The sequence below is a fragment of the Anabaena sp. PCC 7938 genome (genome assembly GCF_049315035.1).
GTDB classification, from domain to species: domain Bacteria; phylum Cyanobacteriota; class Cyanobacteriia; order Cyanobacteriales; family Nostocaceae; genus Anabaena; species Anabaena cylindrica.
This window is the reverse complement of sequence record NZ_CP186039.1, coordinates 155235-174562: the sequence shown is the minus strand read 5'-3', so window position 1 is coordinate 174562 and position 19328 is coordinate 155235. Positions and strand designations below refer to the sequence as shown.

The 19328-nt window shown below is 37.8% G+C and carries 16 protein-coding genes and 1 CRISPR repeat array; of the genes, 2 read left to right on the top strand and 14 right to left on the bottom strand.

From position 1 onward, the window contains the following. Nucleotides 1-93 precede the first annotated feature (93 nt). Together ACOWPH_RS30780 and ACOWPH_RS30775 are read right to left on the bottom strand one after the other, a co-directional pair. Nucleotides 94-825, bottom strand: coding sequence for a hypothetical protein (locus ACOWPH_RS30780; RefSeq protein ID WP_015217687.1), 732 nt, complete (start codon nt 823-825; stop codon nt 94-96). Between the two features lie 253 nt (nt 826-1078). Further along, nucleotides 1079-1213 (bottom strand): hypothetical protein, encoded by a 135-nt coding sequence (locus ACOWPH_RS30775; RefSeq protein WP_015217686.1) that lies wholly within the window; start codon nt 1211-1213, stop codon nt 1079-1081. Nucleotides 1214-1373: 160 nt separating this feature from the next. On the opposite strand from ACOWPH_RS30775, the gene ACOWPH_RS30770 reads away from it, so the two are divergent. Further along, nucleotides 1374-2228, top strand: a complete 855-nt coding sequence (locus ACOWPH_RS30770; RefSeq protein WP_015217685.1) for a hypothetical protein — start codon at nt 1374-1376, stop codon at nt 2226-2228. A gap of 43 nt (nt 2229-2271) precedes the next feature. Here ACOWPH_RS30770 and ACOWPH_RS30765 read toward each other — a convergent pair whose 3' ends face one another. The 10 genes from ACOWPH_RS30765 to cas2 all read right to left on the bottom strand — a co-directional run bounded on the left by ACOWPH_RS30765 (nt 2272) and on the right by cas2 (nt 12574). Next, nucleotides 2272-3996 carry an RAMP superfamily CRISPR-associated protein gene (locus tag ACOWPH_RS30765; RefSeq protein ID WP_015217684.1) on the bottom strand — a complete coding sequence of 575 codons (1725 nt, stop codon included), beginning with the start codon at nt 3994-3996 and terminating at the stop codon, nt 2272-2274. A gap of 34 nt (nt 3997-4030) precedes the next feature. Then, entirely contained in the window at nt 4031-4492 is a 462-nt protein-coding gene (locus tag ACOWPH_RS30760; RefSeq protein ID WP_015217683.1) for a hypothetical protein, read from the bottom strand. Nucleotides 4493-4494: 2 nt separating this feature from the next. Next, entirely contained in the window at nt 4495-5394 is a 900-nt protein-coding gene (locus tag ACOWPH_RS30755) for an RAMP superfamily CRISPR-associated protein (RefSeq protein ID WP_015217682.1), read from the bottom strand. Further along, entirely contained in the window at nt 5387-6598 is a 1212-nt protein-coding gene (locus tag ACOWPH_RS30750; RefSeq protein ID WP_015217681.1) for a type III-B CRISPR module-associated Cmr3 family protein, read from the bottom strand. Before ACOWPH_RS30750 ends, ACOWPH_RS30755 begins: the two co-directional genes overlap by 8 nt. A 3-nt stretch (nt 6599-6601) precedes the next feature. After that, nucleotides 6602-9733: a type III-B CRISPR-associated protein Cas10/Cmr2 gene (locus tag ACOWPH_RS30745; RefSeq protein WP_015217680.1), complete on the bottom strand. Its 3132-nt coding sequence runs from the start codon at nt 9731-9733 to the stop codon at nt 6602-6604. Between the two features lie 72 nt (nt 9734-9805). Then, entirely contained in the window at nt 9806-10597 is a 792-nt protein-coding gene (locus tag ACOWPH_RS30740) for an Rpn family recombination-promoting nuclease/putative transposase (protein ID WP_042466342.1), read from the bottom strand. Nucleotides 10598-10901: 304 nt separating this feature from the next. Beyond that, nucleotides 10902-11075 (bottom strand): hypothetical protein, encoded by a 174-nt coding sequence (locus ACOWPH_RS30735; RefSeq protein WP_015217678.1) that lies wholly within the window; start codon nt 11073-11075, stop codon nt 10902-10904. Between the two features lie 139 nt (nt 11076-11214). After that, the gene (locus ACOWPH_RS30730; protein ID WP_015217677.1) at nt 11215-11511 is read right to left on the bottom strand and encodes a hypothetical protein; all 297 of its coding nucleotides are present in this window, start codon (nt 11509-11511) and stop codon (nt 11215-11217) included. A gap of 341 nt (nt 11512-11852) precedes the next feature. Next, nucleotides 11853-12113, bottom strand: a complete 261-nt coding sequence (locus ACOWPH_RS30725) for a hypothetical protein (RefSeq protein ID WP_015217676.1) — start codon at nt 12111-12113, stop codon at nt 11853-11855. Nucleotides 12114-12295: 182 nt separating this feature from the next. Next, nucleotides 12296-12574 (bottom strand): CRISPR-associated endonuclease Cas2, encoded by a 279-nt coding sequence (cas2, locus tag ACOWPH_RS30720; protein WP_015217675.1) that lies wholly within the window; start codon nt 12572-12574, stop codon nt 12296-12298. Nucleotides 12575-12760: 186 nt separating this feature from the next. Between cas2 and ACOWPH_RS30715 the strand changes: the two genes are divergently transcribed. Continuing rightward, entirely contained in the window at nt 12761-13108 is a 348-nt protein-coding gene (locus tag ACOWPH_RS30715) for a four helix bundle protein (protein WP_015217674.1), read from the top strand. A gap of 226 nt (nt 13109-13334) precedes the next feature. Here the strand turns inward: ACOWPH_RS30715 and cas1 (ACOWPH_RS30710) are convergent, their stop codons facing one another. Together cas1 (ACOWPH_RS30710) and cas1 (ACOWPH_RS30705) are read right to left on the bottom strand one after the other, a co-directional pair. Then, nucleotides 13335-14387: a CRISPR-associated endonuclease Cas1 gene (gene cas1, locus ACOWPH_RS30710; protein ID WP_015217673.1), complete on the bottom strand. Its 1053-nt coding sequence runs from the start codon at nt 14385-14387 to the stop codon at nt 13335-13337. 272 nt (nt 14388-14659) lie between these two features. Next, a CRISPR array of direct repeats spans nt 14660-16872; the repeat unit is 35 nt; unit sequence GTTTCCATTAGTTCAACTTTCTAAGAAGTTAAAAG. Between the two features lie 210 nt (nt 16873-17082). Continuing rightward, the gene (gene cas1, locus ACOWPH_RS30705; RefSeq protein WP_015217672.1) at nt 17083-19089 is read right to left on the bottom strand and encodes a CRISPR-associated endonuclease Cas1; all 2007 of its coding nucleotides are present in this window, start codon (nt 19087-19089) and stop codon (nt 17083-17085) included. Nucleotides 19090-19328: the final 239 nt, after the last annotated feature.

Here is a 19328-nt window from a genome sequence, read left to right as displayed (position 1 = left end):
TAACTTATTGGTAAGGTAAACGCTGAATTTACATTTTGTTACATAGTTATGAATTTTCTAGCCCACCTACTTAACGATCTTTATATTTACGACTTAAACAGCATTACTCATGGCAAATACATTTGTTAGTAGAGTTCCGTCTTCACTGATTTTGCCAAGAAATTTAGTACTGATAATTTCTTGGTAAGCAGATAAGTCTGCTTGCCAATTATCAAGGGCTTGATGCAGACTACTCTTACGTTCAAGTGGAGTTTCACTTTTGACTTCGTAGCTAAAACTACCGCTGAACAATAAAATTGGGGTGCTTGTTTCATCTGGGTTCCGCAATGCCGCTTCATTTATACTCAGATAAAATGGCCCGCGTTCCAAAGTGTAAGCTAAGTTCAGTGTTGCCCGGACAGGTGCAGTCCCAACTTCCTGCCAAGCACCCGATGCTAACAGTGTTTCTGTGAGAAATAAACGGGCGGCATCTTGCTGCTGGTCAAAACTGATGTAGCCTCTAGGATTAATTCCTACAGCTTCATATTCGACGTTGGGTAAGGCTTCAACATATTTTTTAGCAATAGCTGGAACGGCAATTTCTTCTACTGCTTTGTTTTCAATAGCTTCTATGAACATGACTCGTGTTGGTTCAGCTATGATAGCGATGCCGTTGGTGAAAGCAACTTGGGATACGCTTTGGGTATATATTGGTTGACGAGCCAATTCCCATTCAATCGGGACGATGCCACTATATTTGAGAAAATCTGGATTGAGTATTGTTGGTTTATGATTTTTAGCAGCTATGATAATCCCGAATTCTTGCGTGATTAAGGTTTGGCTCATGATGCTTTGCTGATAACGATGTACTTAAATTTATGTGTATTTGCGCTGGCTGTGGCGTTGCTCTTAATGAAATTTGCTACAGATAGCTTTATTCATTAATCTATCTTTAGACACAACAGACTGTCAAGCTTTCGTCAGCTTATTTAACTACTTCTTTCCAAACATTCTCTTCCATCCGATGCCTTGACATTCTCCGCCGCCCACGCAGTAGCTTCTGCTACTTATACTCTTTTTTTGGCTACAGTATTGATTATCAATAAAGTCTGCTAAGAATTGTTCTTTCAATTCCTGCTAAACTTTCTAATTTTTCAGTTTTTGCTTCTTGATATAGAATTCCGGCTATGGCTTTGAGATGCTCCTGAAGTTTTTTCTGATTAGCTGGTTCCATAATTGAGATGCTCCCTTGATTTCTTCCTTTATTTTCGCTGATTTTCACCCCTAGCTGCTAGTTCATCTGTTCTAACAAATTTGAGATGCTCCCATCGAGGGTATCTTTAGACCTGAGTGTTTATATACTAGAAAATAAACTGGAAATAAAATAATTCTGTATGCACTTGCAAAATCTGTATAATTTAGCTGGAGTATGGCTAATTCAGAATTGGGTATTATTCGTCGCCCAAACTCCTTCTCCCTCTCCATCAACTCCCAAACCATCACCAGTACCTGATGTCGAACTGCTCAAAAGCCAAATCCAGTTTCTACAAGATGCTAATACACGTTTGAATAATAGTTTTGGTAGTTTTGTTGGTGCAATTAATGTTTCGTTTGTGGTGCTGGCATTAATTTTAGGAGTAGCTGGGGCTATCAGTGTTTACCTGTTTAATCAAAGTCTTAAAGAAGCACGTCAGCTAGTGCGTCAGGAAGTTGAACGACGACTACAAACATCAGTCAGTGAAGTCGTGGGACAACAAGTTAGTAATCTTCAACAAATTTTAGACAGAGAAAAAGTAGTTGGAGGAATATCTATTGATTATGTAATTCCACAACAGCAGCCACTCATACCAGATGATTATCCAGAAGAATATCAACTATTGGCACAACGAGGATTTAAATCTGCACAAATTGTAAACGCAGCCAAACGCATTAAGCTTTCTGGCGACGTTGTAATTCTAGATTTGGTAAATTACCAATTAATTGCAGATACAGAGAAAAATGATTTAACAGAAATAGAAATCAGCAAATTAATAGAAGACAGAGTAGTTGACCAACTTCAGAAAGTTCTTAATCTACTACCAAATAGGGCTGTTTTAGTAGTTTATATTCGTCCTGGTAAGCAAAGAATTAATGCTATTGATGGGCTATCACAAAAAGTTAAATACTATGCGTCAGCAAATACTCCTGTAAATTTAATTGGTACTGTGGTTGATTCGGCTTATGTTGCTGATGCTTGGAAGAAATTTTAACTAATTCTTGGTAATTTCCCGTTCGCTTGTGCAGCAGAATAATTTATGGAGAAATACCGAATAAATGTACATTACCCTCTATTTCGTTTAAGTCTTGAAGAAACCGGGCGCGGATATGATTTGACTGAGGTGATTTTCCTCCCATAAATAAGCAAACAATTTCTTGACAATCTACTTCTATTTCATGACTGGGGATATTAATTCGCTTAATACTTGCCCATGAACAATGAGGATTTTTATCGGCTGCATTTCCTCCGATATCTGGATTACGTTTATAATTGCGCGGAGGAGTTTGTTCGTAAATGAGGTGCATACCTTCTCCACGAGTTTCTACCCCATCAGTTTCTAGCCACTCAAAATCATTCTCGTCTATGGGATTGGCATAAGGCCCGGGAACGGCATAAACAGCACAAGTACGGGGTGAAAATACCTCAGCTTCTAATGACTGATTTGCATTAGTGTTGATTCTCTCAGCCCACTGCGATCGCACAGCCGTCAACCAATTATCATAGGTAGAAGTCCAATTTTCTGGCTTAGGTGGCAGTCTGTAAACTTGTGTCTCTCGATTTTTAGTATTTGGATTAGTAATTTGGTGTTTGATGACTAAATGACTTCCCCGTGTTGCAGATCTGTTATTAGTTTCCATATAGAAAATATGTAATGGTCGTCGCCAACCTCTACCAACACCGCCTGTACTAACTGCAAATCGGATAATTGGTAAAATAATTTTGTTGAGAATTTCGCTTGGTGCAGTAACTTGTAATTTCCCCTCCCAAACATAAAAGTAGGGTTGGTTACTTGAGCTATCGCCCCAAATCTCTTCCCCCGGAATCATACGGATTTGTACACAACCTTTGTGGGTATCTGGTTCTATGATTCCCATGAGTTCCCATAAGGTTCTCTCTGCGTTATCTTTCGACATGACTCCCAATAAAAACCGCAATATCCAAGAACGCAACCAACCGCGCCAGTGGGAAGGACGTAACTCTTGTTGTTGTCGATTTGCACCAGCACAACCCTGGCTGTAGAGTTTAAACTCAAAGGTTTTAGTAGTGGAGCCATTTTCAACTTGACGCAATTCTACTGATGGTCTAAAGTCACTAGGTGCTTTAATCTGACCATATCCCGCAGATGTACGACTGCCAACTCCATGAATACTCAATGCTTGCTGTACCCATTCCCAAACTGTTTGTACTTCTTTGGGGCTAACTTCTCCGGGAATCCCTCGAATTGCTACTGTTACTGGAATAGTATCCTCACCATCTCCCAAAGTATAAATTGAAAGTGGTTTACCTTGCCCCTCATGGTAGACCTGGAAGTTTTGCTGTGGGTTAACTATATCTAAAACAAGTTTGGTTGCCGTTTCAGGCCATGCATCTAAAAATTCGATTTTGCCTTCTTTAATGACATTTCCTTGTTGACATCCCAGCAAATTCAACATTTGCTTACGAATACTGGGACGTTTCATTGCCCATGCACGCACAATTCCCCGAATTGAAGAACCAGGAATATAGCCATTCAAGGGAAGTTCTGGCATTTGAGCCAAGTTTTTATCTAATTCGCGTTTATCTCCTGGTCGTCCATTAGCAACGTACCAAGCACCACAAGGTTCTCCCGCAGAAACCATTGTTTCTACATCGGGATGAGGAAAGCAACCAACTTTACTTCTCCATTGCAGAGTAAAAATCCCTTTTTTAAATAAATTCGATATTCCTCGGCGTTGATGTTGTTTTTCTAATAAATTAACCAGTTGAGGTGCAGTGTACATAACTTCAGTTAAGGGTTAAAAGTTAAAAGTTAAATTATGCAGAATAAGCTCTTGCCCAAAAATTCCAATGGTTAGATAAAATCATAGACTTGCGCCAAGTTGCCATATATTTTGTTGGTTCTTCTTTTGCCATTTGAACAATCATCTCGCGCAGTTCTTCTTCAGAAGGTGGTGTTTCTGAATTGATCAGTTGACCAAGCAGCGATTTCCACACGGGAAGAATACGCGATCGCACTATTCCTCCTTGAGCATTTGTTTGGTTGACATAGGCAGCGGCCGAGAGTAACCCAAAAACCCGTAAATGCTGAGATAGCCTTAAAATCGCATTTAACTCTTCTTTGCTAATTGCAGGGTTGAGACTACTTTCAAGATAGTTTTGAATATGTTGATGAGCCGTCAGACTCATTTGCTCTGGTTTAATCAAAATTACGTTTTTGTCTGGTCTTTTCTCCAAGTATTCACCATCTGTCAAACTTATCTGTTGTGGTTCCACCATAATTACATCTCCACTTGCATAAGTTTATTTGTATTCAATATCACAGGCAAAGTATTATTTGTCACCCACCCTTGCACCCAACCTCGCCCGACGTTAGCCTGTCCTCCGACTTGAAATAACCCAGTCACAACATCCATCAAACAATCATGTTCCCGTTGGGCTATGGGGTTAGTTTTGTTTAATTTGTAACCCCAGGGGTAGTAGAGAATAGTATCTCTGGGAATGCAAACATCCGTCCAAAATATTTCTGCACCACCTTCAGAATCATCTTCATTATCCTCAGATTTATTAATTTTGTTGCGAATCTGTGTCCATAGCGAATGCTCCATTAAAGTTTGAAAATCACTATCAGCCAGGACAATCCGGTTATTATTCCAGGTTGACTGAATCGCATTACCAAGTGATTCTTGCCAATCCCCAGCTAGAGCGATCGCTTGTTTTTGTTCGTTCGTGAATCCAGAAACTTGCAATTGAGCATCAGCAACGTAATAACTACCCGCTTGAGTTCCTACAGGATGATTAGGCAAATCACTGATTGGTAATCCAGATAGTAGTGCATGGTCGCGGATTAGTGAATGACAGCTTACCCAGGTAAATACATTACGATTACCCATTGCCATTGTTCGCATCGGTATCCATAACAAGCGGGCATCACCAAACCAAACTTGATGAACTCCCATTTGTCCATCTGCACTTAATTCTTTACCAAATAATTTATCTGCGATAGCTGGGTCAATAGAGTTTACATCCCAGCGCACACTACCTCTAAGAGAAGAGCCGGGAATATAAGGAAAATCCGTGTGTACTTCGCGGACAATATCTAAGATATTTCCTAAATCACCTTCACCACCACAATGAACTGGTGCAAGTGCATAAAGATATCCAGTACGAAAATCACTCATTGATTAAATTCCTTCTTCCCCATAAAAGTTTTCCATAATTAAGCCTTCTAAAAGTCTGTAACCAATTTACATCCCCATTGGGTAAAACTTGCTGGTTTGTTGCTACTTCATGATTAAATAAATATACTGTCCCCGGCGGTACAAATGCTCTTTGCGGTAGTAAAGCAGATTCCTCCCTTGTTTTGTTGTTGTCTATATCTTTACGCAATGTGGAGACACCACCCCACAGTAAAGCTTTATCGGTAGCACAGCCTTTGAGATGTTCCTTCCAAGCTTGGGGATAGGCTCTGTAACTTGTTTCCTCAAATAGCCCTAGTCCGGGTGTCAGGAGATAGGCAAAGTTTGGTACTGTAGATGAGTAATCTGGTGGTATGCGAACTGCTTGCAGCAGCGCTTCGCTATCGCTCTCTAGCAAAAAATCAAGTTGGCCTTTCAATGTGTCATTTGGCTCCAGGTGTGATACTAAAGCCCGATGTCCCTCACCTCCTAACCGGACAATGCTTTCCCTTGCTAAAATATCCACACTCAAAGCCGCGATAAAACACCATCCATCTTCCAGGCGGACTGCAACTTCGGTAAAGTAACCATCAGCATCTTTAACCTGTCGCTTGTCAGGTTGCATTTGGATATGAGGTAAAACCTGTGTCTTCCAAGGATTGTGGTGAAAGTCTTTTTGATCCCAACTAGTGCTAGGTTTTTCAGAGTCTTTTTGAGCGCAATTACTGTGATTTTTTTGACCTCTAAGATAACCAAACAGTGCTTCGGCTTTGATCCAAGGTTTAGGTGGGCTAATATTACCATCCCATTTTTTATTAAGAACTAACGGGTCGATCTCTTCTTCATCAAATGCTAAATGCTTCCATGCTTCTTCATCTTTGGGAATCGTTTGTAGGTGTAGAATTTCGCTCCAATTATCAGTGGCGGTTTTGCGGTCTTGTCCTGGGGGATATAGACAAACTAAATCTTTGGGTGTGGGTAGCCATAAAGTCTGCTGACTGTCTAATAAAAATGGTCCGAGAAAACTTAGATGGCGCTGGGTACGGTTTTCATGATTAGTTTGTGGTAAAAGCGATCGCATTGCCTGAAATACTGTAATTGGCATCGGTGGAAATAAGCCTTTTGCCCATGAACCATCACCAGGGCTAAAGGGTTTACAATCTCGAAACAGGAGTAAATCTAAAGGAGTAATCTTATACCAGTGCATATATTATTTTTCACCCCATTTCAAACGTTCTACCCGCTTATCAATCCAAAAAGCGGTAAATCTCAAAATTTTACCTAAATCTTCTGGTGTAGTACCAATTGGTTCAAGATTATTTTGTGAGGCTGATTTTACCCAATCTTCCCATTTATCTAACCACTTTTCAATTTTGGCAAATGTCGGCTCAAGTTGTTTGCTGCTATCACGACTGTCCATGATGACTTTAGCTGCTTTAGAGAATAAATAGTAATTATCAGTAATGGCAGCGCGACGGGGAAGTTCTTCTGCTAACCGATACAGTAAGGGACTGAGTTTTTCTTGATAAGTTTCATATTCCTTGACCCATTCCCACCATGTTTCTAATAACTCACCCTTCATAAGAGCTTCTAATTGATTCCCACCACCGTATATTACACGGAAGCAAAGACCATCTTTACCAGGGATTTTTTTTGCCCTTTCTCCTTCTGCTTCCCATAAGCTTTCTAGAACAGTGGGGAGAGGAACGCTTTTATGAGCAATTATCACCCCCGCACTCATGGTTGCGTCCTTTCCCATTGTGAAGTGAGGACGTTTTGGTAATCCTTTTACCTTGTCGGTAGGATGCCAATAGCCAGTAACTTTGTTTTCGGTATCATTGCGAGAATTAGTAAATTCTTGATGTGGATCTTCGCCACCACACCATGCAGCACGCAGAGATAATATATATTCTGGTAAGTCTTCCAGAGGTAAGACCACTTTGACATCATCACCACCACTGTAAATGACACGACCACAGAAGCGTTTTTCAGTTAAGTAGGGGACGAGACGGTTAGAAAAGTCTAACAAAGCGCGGTTTAAACCCACATGGGTAGCTGGACCCATGCGCTTGGTTGTTTCCTGAAGAAACTGATTAAATAAATTATTGTCAAAATTGTCATGAGTTTTATCAACAGTATCTTCTTCAACATAAAATCTGTATTTTTTTAGTTTCTCTCCAGAAACGTAACTACCCATGCTATCGCCATCAGCTAGAATAATTACCCACCAATCTGCGGGACTGCTGTCACCAAAACCTGTGTCGCTGTGTGCTTTGTCAACCAAATTCTTGAGTTCAGCAACAGCGTCACCTTTCAAACCCATATCATCTGCCAACCATTTACCAGAGAACATGACACCGTTATAACTCTTCCGAAGATGGGGTAGTTTTATTTTGATTTCTGCGTCTGTATTGCTAATATGAAAGGGTCGTCGAGTTTTACTATAAAAATCACGTTTTTGCTGTTTATAAGTTTCCAAGTCATTTTTTTTGGTAACTTGCTGATCCCAATACTTTTTAAGTAGTGTGTTTAAATTTTGCCAATATTTTTCTAGTAAATCAGGACGTTCAGAAGCAAAGCGGGCAGCAGCAATTGAACTTAGATTAGGAAATCTGATTAACTGCTCGTAATCAATTTCTTTTACGTCTATATCAGTTTCAAATTCTTTAATATCTTCTTCATTTAACAAAGATTCGTCAACAATTTTTACTCCCAATTCTTCTGCAACTCCCCCATAAACCCACGCCATTCGCTTTGTGAGTTCCAAAGCGTTCAACTTTTCAGAACCATTAAACAATCCTGGAAATGCTTGAGAAATTAGTAGCCAAAATAGGCGCATTGAACTAGCATGAGTCCCGGCTCCTTCTGCAAATTTGGTATAGTTAAAACGGGGGTGAACAGCACTAAATTGTCCAGATATAGTTGAGCGTTCCCCTGGTGCGGTGGGGATTTGCCAATTACGAGTATTTTTGACTGCAATCAGACATATCCGCAATCTTTGTTGTAGGCTTCCCCACCAAGTCCCCACATTCAGAGTGTTATAAACATTGGCTTCAGCTTCGGAAGGTAAATCTATCAATGCGTAGGCGATTTCTTGCTGAACTTTAATCCAGGTTTCATCAAAAATACTATTTTCTTTATCTTTAATTAATGGTAAGTCTGGACTTCCTAAAGGAACCGCAGCCCAGTAAGGTTCCCAAGTATGCTTGAGTTGTTCATTCCAGAGTTTGTTCCACTCCCAACAGCTTTCTTGTTGAATAAGTCTCAATTCATGTCTATAGGGTTTGAGGAATTCATCTGATAATTCAGTTAAATCACCAAAAGTTTCTTCTAATATTTTATCTATATTTGTAGGTTGTTTTTTTAAATATTCAATTACTTTTTCTCTGATACAAAGTTGCACTTTTTCGCCTATCTTTACCCATTCTTCGGTTAGTTTGAGTTTTAGTTCTGTTCCCAATTTCTGTGCTGCTTCTTTCCCCGGAACCAACACTGTAATCATATTAGGAAATCCAGCAGTACTTAAGCTGGTGGATGTTTTATCTGTAAACCTTTCCACCGGGGTTTTTTTATCTTCTTGGAGACGTTCAAAATCAGATCCAAAATCTGGATATTTTTGAACAATCAACGCATCAATTATTTCTTGACTCCATAGGGAAGGTACAATCACAGCATCCGGTCCTAATTCTTGGGCAATATGCCAGCACAACCGACTGCTGAGGTAATGTAGTAGATATGAACCTGCCCAAAAATCAAGGAATTTCCGCGAGGATTTGATAAATTCCTGTACTGGTGAGAAGGAAAATATTAATAAATAAGGTGTTTTTGAGTCTCCCTCTTCCCACTCTTCTGGAAACATTGCACCTGTCAACGCTGATACCGTACTTTGGTGGCTATGTAGTGGACAGTCGGGGATAACTGTATGTGCAGGAAATAACAAGGCATCAGGTTGTGTAGCTGCTAATATTTCTGGATAAAATCTCCAAAACCACCAGAAAACTTTTTGGGGATCGATTTCATTTTTTATTTGGCTAATATCTGGTGTGTTACTTGGCGGCGGTAAGGTTGTAACTTGCTGTTTTTGTCCACTTATCGGATGACGCACAGTAACTTGTGGTGGGTTTTCTCTGCGTTCTATGTAAAATAGATTAACGCGGTCTGAGGCAGAAGCTATCGCTTGGGCATCTTCACCTTTTTGATTGCTATTAACCCCATTCCACCAAGCTTTTAAATTCTCATGGTCATTTGTCAGACATTCTAATTGAGATAATACACCATCTCCCCAATCAGCAAATTCAGGTGCTTGTAGTAGTGCATATAACTTACGTTGATAAAAATTCATTTGATTAGGTTTTGATGTATGAGAAATAATAAAAATCTTGTAGTGCTGGCAAAATGCCAGCTACAAACATAACTATTGTAATTCCTGGACTTGTTGTATAGATAATCCTGTTAGTTGGGCAATTAAATCTATGGCAATACCAGAATGGAGCATATTTAAGGCTATGCGAGTTTTTTCTTCAGCCTTGCCTTCAGCCTTGCCTTCAGCCTTACCTTCAGCCTTACCTTCAGCCTTACCCTCCAGCAGAATTTCTTGATAAATTACTGACTCTTTCATAATTTCACTCCTTAATAATCTTTGAATCACTTCTTTTTTTAATGCTAACCCAGATATAATTGCCGTAGCAGCAGTGATATTACTTTTTATCCTTCTATCTTCAATATTATCAATTAGTTTGGCTACTTGACTTAAAGTTTGGCTACAGTCGTTTGTATTAGTCAAAACTGCCAATGGCAATAGTCCTGGATATTGTTGAAAAACCTCCGTGGGTTGCTCCCATAATCTAATTACGTTAAATTCATGGCTCAGTCTGCCTGTGACAAAGCTAGTTTCAAATACTAAAGGTAAACCACTGCGCGTTAGATAAATTACGACTTGGTAAATCTCTTTGTCAGGAAATTTCCGGTATAACCGCAGGCGATAATCTGTCATGCGAAAGGGTATCTCGTCATCTGGAAGAGTTTGAAATTCTATGTGCAGTATTATTTGTGATGATTGTAAAAAGATGACGGAATCGGCACGAATTGGCTCTACTGACAGTTCTGATGGTTTGAGATTGGTAAGAGAGATAGGTTTACCTAATAGCCAGGTGGCAAAGTCAGTGGAGAAGTTTTCAGCTAGAAATTTGCAGGTATTGTCGTACATTGTGTCTGTTTGGCATGGTACAAACATTAGTAACAAATAATAAGATTCTTGTAGTGCGGGCATCTTGCCAGCTACAAACGCACCTCAATCAAATAAAAGTCACTCTGGTTATTGTAAAATAAGACCATCTTTAGATAAAATTATCTTTACATAAATACACTTAGATGAAGTAAAAAATAAGAAGTAAAAAGGCAAAAGAAAGAAAAAATCTCCAGTTATAATTTTTAACTGGAGATTTAGCACGTCTAGCGTGAGTTAAATGCCAATGTTTCCATTAGTTCGACTTCTTGTGAAGTCAAGCAATTCAGGTTTGGGAATTAAATTTCACTACAAACTTGACATTATTCGCTTGTCTTTTCAGCACTTGTAGGTAAGCAGTTGCATCATTGTAACGACGAAATCTCGCTACTACTATGCAATCTTGACTAGGTAAATTACGAACTATGCACCACGGATGTAACTGCTCAAAATAGGTCATAATAACCTCTTACAATTGCTGAAAATTGCCTGAATCATGTCTTTTGAATTGCCTAAAATCACATTAGTTTAGGAGATATATACCAAAACAGGTCTACATGATATTGACAGATGAATACTTTTGTGTGTGTAAAATACTATCAACAAGCAAAGCGCAATAAGCTTTGTATATCCTCAGGAATCTCCTCGTAATGTTCCAGTAAAAAATCCATAAATCCTAGATGAAATAAATCATTAGGTGTTGGGTAACGCCGGTTACGGCCATTTCTAAACCAGCCCCTAACAGTAGAATCAGAACGAGAACATATCAGGGCTATTTGCTCATAGCTAACTGCCCATTTAGAGTAGAATTGCTGTGGTGTCATGCCAAATTCCCAATGGCTATACATTGAAATTAGCCGTAATTCTCGCATTTGTAATGGACGAGGGTTGGGCATAGGAATAAGTTAAAAAGTAAAAAGTAAAAAGAAAGAGACAGAAGTAGGAAGAAACGTTTATATAACTAAACCCCGTCTAAGAGGATGAATGAACAAGTCTACGGTTGTATCAACATCCCCCCTTAAAAAGGGGAAAACCGGAATCAAAGTCCTCCTTAAAAAGGAGGATTTAGGAGGATCTAACGTTTTTAATACATCACCCACCACTTTTTAAACATCCTCTAAGTTGTAAACTATAGTTTTCGCCATAGAAAAAACTCAAGTTTTCAAAATCAATGGGGTATATCAAAATTTCTCCAGATGATTATCTTTTGACTTTTATCTTTTAACTTTTTACTTGATTAGTGTGAATCTAAATGTGTGACTACAATTATGTGTTCCTCCAAAAAATGCCAATAGAATCTTTTCGCCATTGATGCAGAAGAACTCCAGATATCACCACCTTTGGTTTGATAACGATGGGTTCTTAAACTGCGGTATGATGAACCAAACTTTGATAGAAATTGAAAAGCCTTATGATATTGCTTACGATCTTGATGAGCTAATGCGTCAAGTTGTTTTTGAGCTTTGGAAGTAAAAATGAGACGGAATTTGATATTCATTCTTTACGTGAATATCTAACTAGACTCAAGCGCAGATATAGTCACGCAGTAGGAAATAGTAAGTCAAAAGTGTTTGATTCATCACTTAAATTTGGTCACGCAGCAGGAGGAGATCGCTCTTTTTGCCAAGCAGTCATTTTGGTATATTAATCTTAGTAAATACTGTGTAAAACTTGTAGCGACTAAACAATAAATGCCGCATCATCAACAACAAACTCAGGTTGCATTCCTACAACTGCTATTTTGCAACGAGTGTGGGCAGACATGGGATAGAATCTTACTTGGTCTTCACCTTTATTTACAAGTCGAGTTAGGTATTTAGATAGACTTGTATATTGGTTCTCATCTAATACACACTCAAAAACAGATTTTTGCACCCGTAAACCGTAGGCTTCTAAAAGTTTTGCTACCTTGTTGCGGCGGGTATCGCTAACAATGTCGTAGCATACTAAATAAAACATAGTTACAAGTAAAAAGTAAAAAGTAAAAAGGTAAAAGAAAGACAGAGAAAGTGAAATGTAAAAAGTAAAAAGAAAGACAGAAAGGGAATTGTGTGTTAGCTTTGATTAAAGCTATATTTAAAAGCTTCAACACTAAGCTCCTATTTTTCTTGTCCTTTAATCTTTGAATTTTTACCTTTACAGTTGATGACTCAAGATATAACTGAGAGAACATTTGAATTTGCCGTTAGAGTAGTTAAGTTGTGTCAGGTTTTGGAAAAACAGCCTGGAGTTACACAAACATTAGCTAAACAATTACTACGTTCAGGAACTTCAATTGCAGCTAATGTAGAAGAGGCAAGAGCCGGACAAAGCAAGGCAGATTTTATCCATAAAAATGCTATTGCTCTCAAAGAAGCTCGTGAAACCCACTATTGGTTACGTCTGCTTATTGCCACAGAAATTATTTCATCAAATAAGCTCAATGAGTTACTACAAGAATCTGAAGAATTGAAAAGAATTTTGGGGGCTATCATTGTGAAAAGTAAAAGGTAAAAAGTAAAAAGTGAAAAGTAAAAAGAAAGAGGTAAAGAAAAATATTTAGATACAGCACTTTCTGACTTCCTGGTGTTATGAGATACATTTAATTAAGCGTCCATATTTAAGAAGCAGTGGTTTTGTTAATTTTTGCTACTGTATCTCATAAGAGTAGAAACCGCTTTAACCATCAAAATTTCTCCAGAGGCTTATCTTTTTACTTTTATCTTTTTACTTTTTACTTTCATCTTAGGACTTTTACCTTTTGACTTTTAACTTCTTCACTCTCTTCTCTTTTTACTTTTATCTTTTGACTTTTAACTTCTTCAGGATGATGTTTGAATGCAAGAGGTCGGTAGTATTCCGCATCACCTAGCAAACACGCGATATATTCACGCACTTGTAAATCCATACACTGGCGATAGCTAACTTCTCCGGCGTAAGGATGTATCACAAAAGTTCTTAATTGTGCTTCCCAATGTTGGAGAAAACGTTGCAGGATAGTTCGTGACTGGCTTTTTCCATTACCATTCGTATGAGAAAAATTTCGGACAAAATTTAGTACGCAGTCATCAACAATTGGCGCACGAAATTCTGCGGCTAAATCCCATGCCAAAGGCAATTCATGATCTGAATTACGAGATAAAATTGCGTAGTTGGGATGAAGTCCTGCACTGTCAAGCAGGGTGTAAATGTATTGGTTTAGCAATTGATAACCCAAATTCAAAAATCCATTGATGGGCTTTTGGTTAATGTGCGAACATACGTTGTAGAAACTGAAAATGGAAGTAACAGCACTTTCGTAGACTTTATCAGCTTCTTCACTGTATTCACGCAGTTCATTCAGGAATGTTGCTATTGGTAAATTATCTATCAATAGCGTCAGATAATTTAAGGCGCGTTGGGTTATATAGTTGGCATGATGACGAGTCCAACTTTGCAGAAATGTATGCTGATTATGCAATTTTGCCCAAATCATACTTTCGGCTGTCGCCCGCTTTAATTCTCTATTGCGTATCCATTGGCGTTGACAGGTGAGATATTTATATTGTCGTTGTGATGTGTTTTCCAATCTACCAATAATTTCGCCAAATGGAGTTATGTACAAGACGGGAATTTGATGAGCAACTACAACTTTAATTATTTCTTTTGGCAAGGTGATGTTACCAAAAAGAATGATTTGGCTGACGTTACTGATTCTCAGGCTTACACATTGTTTTTGTTGATGGAACACCTTTAAATAATGGTGTTGGATTTGAAGGTTTGCATCTTGTTCGGTGATATAAATTGTGGACATGGTTAGAATTAAGTAAAAGGTTAAGAAGTAAAAAGTTGAAAGATGGTGGAATATTCTTGTTTTTTGTTGGCTTTACTTTTTACTTAATTACATACTCTCAGATGGATATATAACCTAATATATAATTCAAATTCATTTGTGTATAAGTTTGTATATAACTTAAATAATGGCTAGACTGATAATTAAAAACTCAATAATTCACGCTAAAAAATAACCCCAATTTCTCAAATAAGTTGGGGTTATAGGGTTTATGACTTGTATTCTATAATTCAACTTCTAATAGTTCAACTTTCTAAGAAGTTAAAAGATTTCAATTACAAAGCAACACTTTCAACATTTTGTTGTTTCCATTAGTTCAACTTTCTAAGAAGTTAAAAGATTGTGATATTTGTTATAATTAGAGTTTCGTATTCTATTAAAAGTTTCCATTAGTTCAACTTTCTAAGAAGTTAAAAGTTGGTTGCCAAGGGCGACCAAGGAACAATCGACAATGTTTCCATTAGTTCAACTTTCTAAGAAGTTAAAAGAATGTTTTACTAAAAGCAAAGAATATGTGTCTTGAGGTTTCCATTAGTTCAACTTTCTAAGAAGTTAAAAGTTTTAGAGAGCTAAAATTTCAGTCCAACTTAGAGGGTTTCCATTAGTTCAACTTTCTAAGAAGTTAAAAGTATAGCTTATATATTGATATCTTTGTTTGTATCTGCTGTTTCCATTAGTTCAACTTTCTAAGAAGTTAAAAGGTATTGGTGGTCGACTACGGCAATGAGTGCAATTGCCTTGAGTTTCCATTAGTTCAACTTTCTAAGAAGTTAAAAGTAGTTGTTATGTTAGGCATAACAACCGGAAATCAGATGTTTCCATTAGTTCAACTTTCTAAGAAGTTAAAAGTTCTGCCTCAAAAGATCTCGCTGATTCTGCACGAAAAGTTTCCATTAGTTCAACTTTCTAAGAAGTTAAAAGTTGCAAAATGATTTAGAAACTGAATAGAATAACGCCACCGAGTTTCCATTAGTTCAACTTTCTAAGAAGTTAAAAGTGGTGGAAACGGAGGAAACTCCACCTCCCAAGGCGGCAAGTTTCCATTAGTTCAACTTTCTAAGAAGTTAAAAGTTTACAACTGGTATTTGGGTTGATACAGCCCACGTGAGGGTTTCCATTAGTTCAACTTTCTAAGAAGTTAAAAGTTTGATGAAAAAATCTTGAAAGAGCAAGGGTACCCTCCTGTTTCCATTAGTTCAACTTTCTAAGAAGTTAAAAGTTTTTATAGTTCAGGCGATGTTACGCTTGTTTTTTCGTTTCCATTAGTTCAACTTTCTAAGAAGTTAAAAGAATCCCACTGAGAAGGATAAAAGAGTTCTGGAAAGAGGTTTCCATTAGTTCAACTTTCTAAGAAGTTAAAAGTGTTTAGCTGTTTCATTAATATTCCTGGCAACAGGTCACGGTTTCCATTAGTTCAACTTTCTAAGAAGTTAAAAGTTGCTTGGCTCCATGACGCGTTTAGTTGGTGTACGAACAGTTTCCATTAGTTCAACTTTCTAAGAAGTTAAAAGAACTGATAGTCCTGCTCCAACTTTTGCGATAGTGGAATTGTTTCCATTAGTTCAACTTTCTAAGAAGTTAAAAGTTTTTCAAGTCCAGTTTTGGCTCAGTCTCAGTCTGAAAGTTTCCATTAGTTCAACTTTCTAAGAAGTTAAAAGTCAAGTTGTGGAAATTTACACAGTTAGAAAAAAAGTTTCCATTAGTTCAACTTTCTAAGAAGTTAAAAGAAGTGTCAACACTGTAACTGCATGGTTGAAGAAGCTTGTTTCCATTAGTTCAACTTTCTAAGAAGTTAAAAGATTAGTCGGAGTTGCCACCCATGCGGCTCTCGCCGGTTTCCATTAGTTCAACTTTCTAAGAAGTTAAAAGAAATAGCTTCAGCCTTACAAAGGCTCAAAAATTCGCAAGGTTTCCATTAGTTCAACTTTCTAAGAAGTTAAAAGAACATGGAACTCAGTATCGCATTCAGGTTTCCAACCAAGTTTCCATTAGTTCAACTTTCTAAGAAGTTAAAAGACTACAAAAAGCCGATGGAAGTTGTTTTATTTGAGGTTTCCATTAGTTCAACTTTCTAAGAAGTTAAAAGTAATGATGCAGTATTGGTACCAAGAGAAATTGAGATAAGTTTCCATTAGTTCAACTTTCTAAGAAGTTAAAAGCGCTTTCTATTTTGGGTTATCTTGAATGGAAAAGACAGTTTCCATTAGTTCAACTTTCTAAGAAGTTAAAAGTACAACTAACAACAATGGAACAGTTACATTGATGTAGTTTCCATTAGTTCAACTTTCTAAGAAGTTAAAAGAGAGAAAATCATTTCTTTTTTAGATTCAAAACAGAAAACGTTTCCATTAGTTCAACTTTCTAAGAAGTTAAAAGAGTTTCAGCACCCATTTTATTCATGCTGTTTCCTCGTTTCCATTAGTTCAACTTTCTAAGAAGTTAAAAGGGCTAGGCTATGAAAGCCTTACCTGGTGGAAATCCTACAGCAGATTTTCGGGGCTTGTCAAATTTATGCAAAATCAAGAGCCTAAATTGAAAATAACCCTGGATAAAAAAGCCTGAAACCATTACTGTGTAACCCTGCCGGGGCTGCCAACGAAAGAATCAGGGTTTGGGGCTTTGGGCTTCAGCCCCGAAACAAGCAAACAGTTAAGTTTTACTTATCCCAAATCATCGGACGATACACCTCAACCTCACCCATTAAACAAGCAATATATTCTCGCACCTGTAACTCGATACAACGGCGATAAGGCAATTTACAATCGGTATGAGGATGAGTTACTTCTGTTTGTAGCTTTTCCTCCCAATGCTTGAGAAACTTTTTGAGTGCATGAGGTTGAAAATACACTCCATTACGTTCATCTGGTGAGGTAAAATCGTCAATTGTAAACAGGTTTCGATTTACTAGATATATTACCAGAGAATCAACAACCAAAGCCCGAAACTCTTCCATTAAATCAGATACTAAAGCTGGATGATTATCACGGGGTACGTGCAAGTTTCCAAAGTGAGTATGTAAACCTACGGACTGAATTAACGAATGAACATTTTGACTTAATAATGTGTAACCCAAGCTCAACATACTATTAATTGGATCAGTAGGAGGTCGTTTTGTGCGTTTCTCAAACGTAAATTTTCCTGTCACCAATGAACCCAAAGCTTGAAAATATGTTGTTGCAGCTATACCCTCATAACCACGTAACATATTCACATCTTCAGAAAATGGTAATTTATCCATAAACAATTCTATTTGAGCAATGGCTTGAGTAGCTTTTTCAGATTTCACTCGTCGGTTTAATCGCATCAACATAATTCGAGAATTATGCAATTTTGCTCGTACTATAGCCTCTGCTTGCTTCTTGGTAAATTCAAAATTTTGTGAACACTCTACTTGACGCGCTAAATATTCAACTTTTGCCATTCCTTCAGTCTGTAACCTACCAAAATATCTACCCTTCTGTGACAAATACATAACCGGAATTCGTCGGTGTAGTGCAACACTCACCGCACCGTGAGAAACATTACAACAACCAAACAACACAATATTCGTCACTCGCACAACAGGAATTTTAATTCTTAATTCCTGTTGATAATAAACCTGGAACTGTTGATTTTTGGCACTTAAATAAGCACCTTGATCTGTGATATATAATGTAGTCATAGATTCCTGCCAAAGATGAGATATGGGGGCGCGGGGAAAACTTACGGGCTTGCTGATATCACAAGCCTTTGGTGGACGAGAAACAAATTTTAATGGTCGTTCCTTGGGACGAAAATAAGGCGTACCCGAAGCATTAGCTAACCATTCTCCTTCCAGCTTGGGTTCTGGTGGTGGTGGCGCATAAACCTTCCCATTAGCAAAGCGATAGCCCAAAAATTTCAGTTCTTCATTGGGTGCAAAAATCTGTGTTTTTTCAGGTTGCAAAGTGAGATAAAGTTCTCCCAACCAAGCTATGATTTTATCGAGGATACGGTTAGCTTCCTTCCAACTACTACAAGCAACCGCAAAATCATCTCCATACCTGACTAAGTTAATTCCATTACTCAGACATTTTCTATCAAAAATAGTCAAATATAAATTAGCTAATGCACCAGAAATTATCCCACCTTGCAATACACCTTTACCAAAATTAATGTGTTTACCAGCAATAATAATTCCAGCTTTTAATTGCTGTTCTAGTAACTGCAATATTCTACTTTCCAACTGCAAAGCTTCTAAATTAGTTAAAAGCAAAGCCCAACATAAATTATCAAAAAACTGGGCAATATCAGCTTTGATAATCCAAGTGGGATGATACTGATAATAAGAAAACAATTGTTGTACAGCTTGTTGAATATTTCTCCCTGGACGATAAGCGTAGCTACAATCAACAAATGTTTCTTCAAGAGGGAAATACAACTCCTCTAAAAGCAGACGTTGCACAATTCTATCTTGCACAGTTGGGATACCAACTAAACGCTTACCTCCAGTTTTTTTAGTTAAATAAAATCCTTTAGCGGGGCTAGGATGATAAGATTCTTGTTGTAACTGACGCAACAGAATAGTTAACTGTTCATCAACCGACGCTGCGAACAAATCAACACTAATTCCATCTACACCAGCACTGCGACTTCCCACACGGACTTGACTCCAAGCGAAATACAGTTGTTCGATGGTAAACATGATTAAGTCAAAAGTTAAAAGGCAAAAGTAAAAAGCTAAAAGGTAAAAGAACCAAGTAAAAGATTAAAAGTTAAAAGGCAAAAGAAAAACAGAAAACCTTTGATTGCGGATTGCGGGTGGGATAGCCACTAAAAGAAGGAATTGTACCGAGATACGTAATTCAATCAAAAGTCAAAAGTCAAAAAATAGTGACTTCATATTTCTTTTTACTTGATTCTTTTTACTTGTTCTGATTTAAT

Coding starts and splice junctions, on each gene's coding strand:
- ACOWPH_RS30780 (WP_015217687.1), bottom strand. CDS start 825: ATGAGCCAAACCTTAATCACGCAAGAATTCGGGATTATCATAGCTGCT.
- ACOWPH_RS30775 (WP_015217686.1), bottom strand. CDS start 1,213: ATGGAACCAGCTAATCAGAAAAAACTTCAGGAGCATCTCAAAGCCATA.
- ACOWPH_RS30770 (WP_015217685.1), top strand. CDS start 1,374: ATGCACTTGCAAAATCTGTATAATTTAGCTGGAGTATGGCTAATTCAG.
- ACOWPH_RS30765 (WP_015217684.1), bottom strand. CDS start 3,996: ATGTACACTGCACCTCAACTGGTTAATTTATTAGAAAAACAACATCAA.
- ACOWPH_RS30760 (WP_015217683.1), bottom strand. CDS start 4,492: ATGGTGGAACCACAACAGATAAGTTTGACAGATGGTGAATACTTGGAG.
- ACOWPH_RS30755 (WP_015217682.1), bottom strand. CDS start 5,394: ATGAGTGATTTTCGTACTGGATATCTTTATGCACTTGCACCAGTTCAT.
- ACOWPH_RS30750 (WP_015217681.1), bottom strand. CDS start 6,598: ATGCACTGGTATAAGATTACTCCTTTAGATTTACTCCTGTTTCGAGAT.
- ACOWPH_RS30745 (WP_015217680.1), bottom strand. CDS start 9,733: ATGAATTTTTATCAACGTAAGTTATATGCACTACTACAAGCACCTGAA.
- ACOWPH_RS30740 (WP_042466342.1), bottom strand. CDS start 10,597: ATGTACGACAATACCTGCAAATTTCTAGCTGAAAACTTCTCCACTGAC.
- ACOWPH_RS30735 (WP_015217678.1), bottom strand. CDS start 11,075: ATGACCTATTTTGAGCAGTTACATCCGTGGTGCATAGTTCGTAATTTA.
- ACOWPH_RS30730 (WP_015217677.1), bottom strand. CDS start 11,511: ATGCCCAACCCTCGTCCATTACAAATGCGAGAATTACGGCTAATTTCA.
- ACOWPH_RS30725 (WP_015217676.1), bottom strand. CDS start 12,113: ATGAATATCAAATTCCGTCTCATTTTTACTTCCAAAGCTCAAAAACAA.
- cas2 (WP_015217675.1), bottom strand. CDS start 12,574: ATGTTTTATTTAGTATGCTACGACATTGTTAGCGATACCCGCCGCAAC.
- ACOWPH_RS30715 (WP_015217674.1), top strand. CDS start 12,761: ATGACTCAAGATATAACTGAGAGAACATTTGAATTTGCCGTTAGAGTA.
- cas1 (WP_015217673.1), bottom strand. CDS start 14,387: ATGTCCACAATTTATATCACCGAACAAGATGCAAACCTTCAAATCCAA.
- cas1 (WP_015217672.1), bottom strand. CDS start 19,089: ATGTTTACCATCGAACAACTGTATTTCGCTTGGAGTCAAGTCCGTGTG.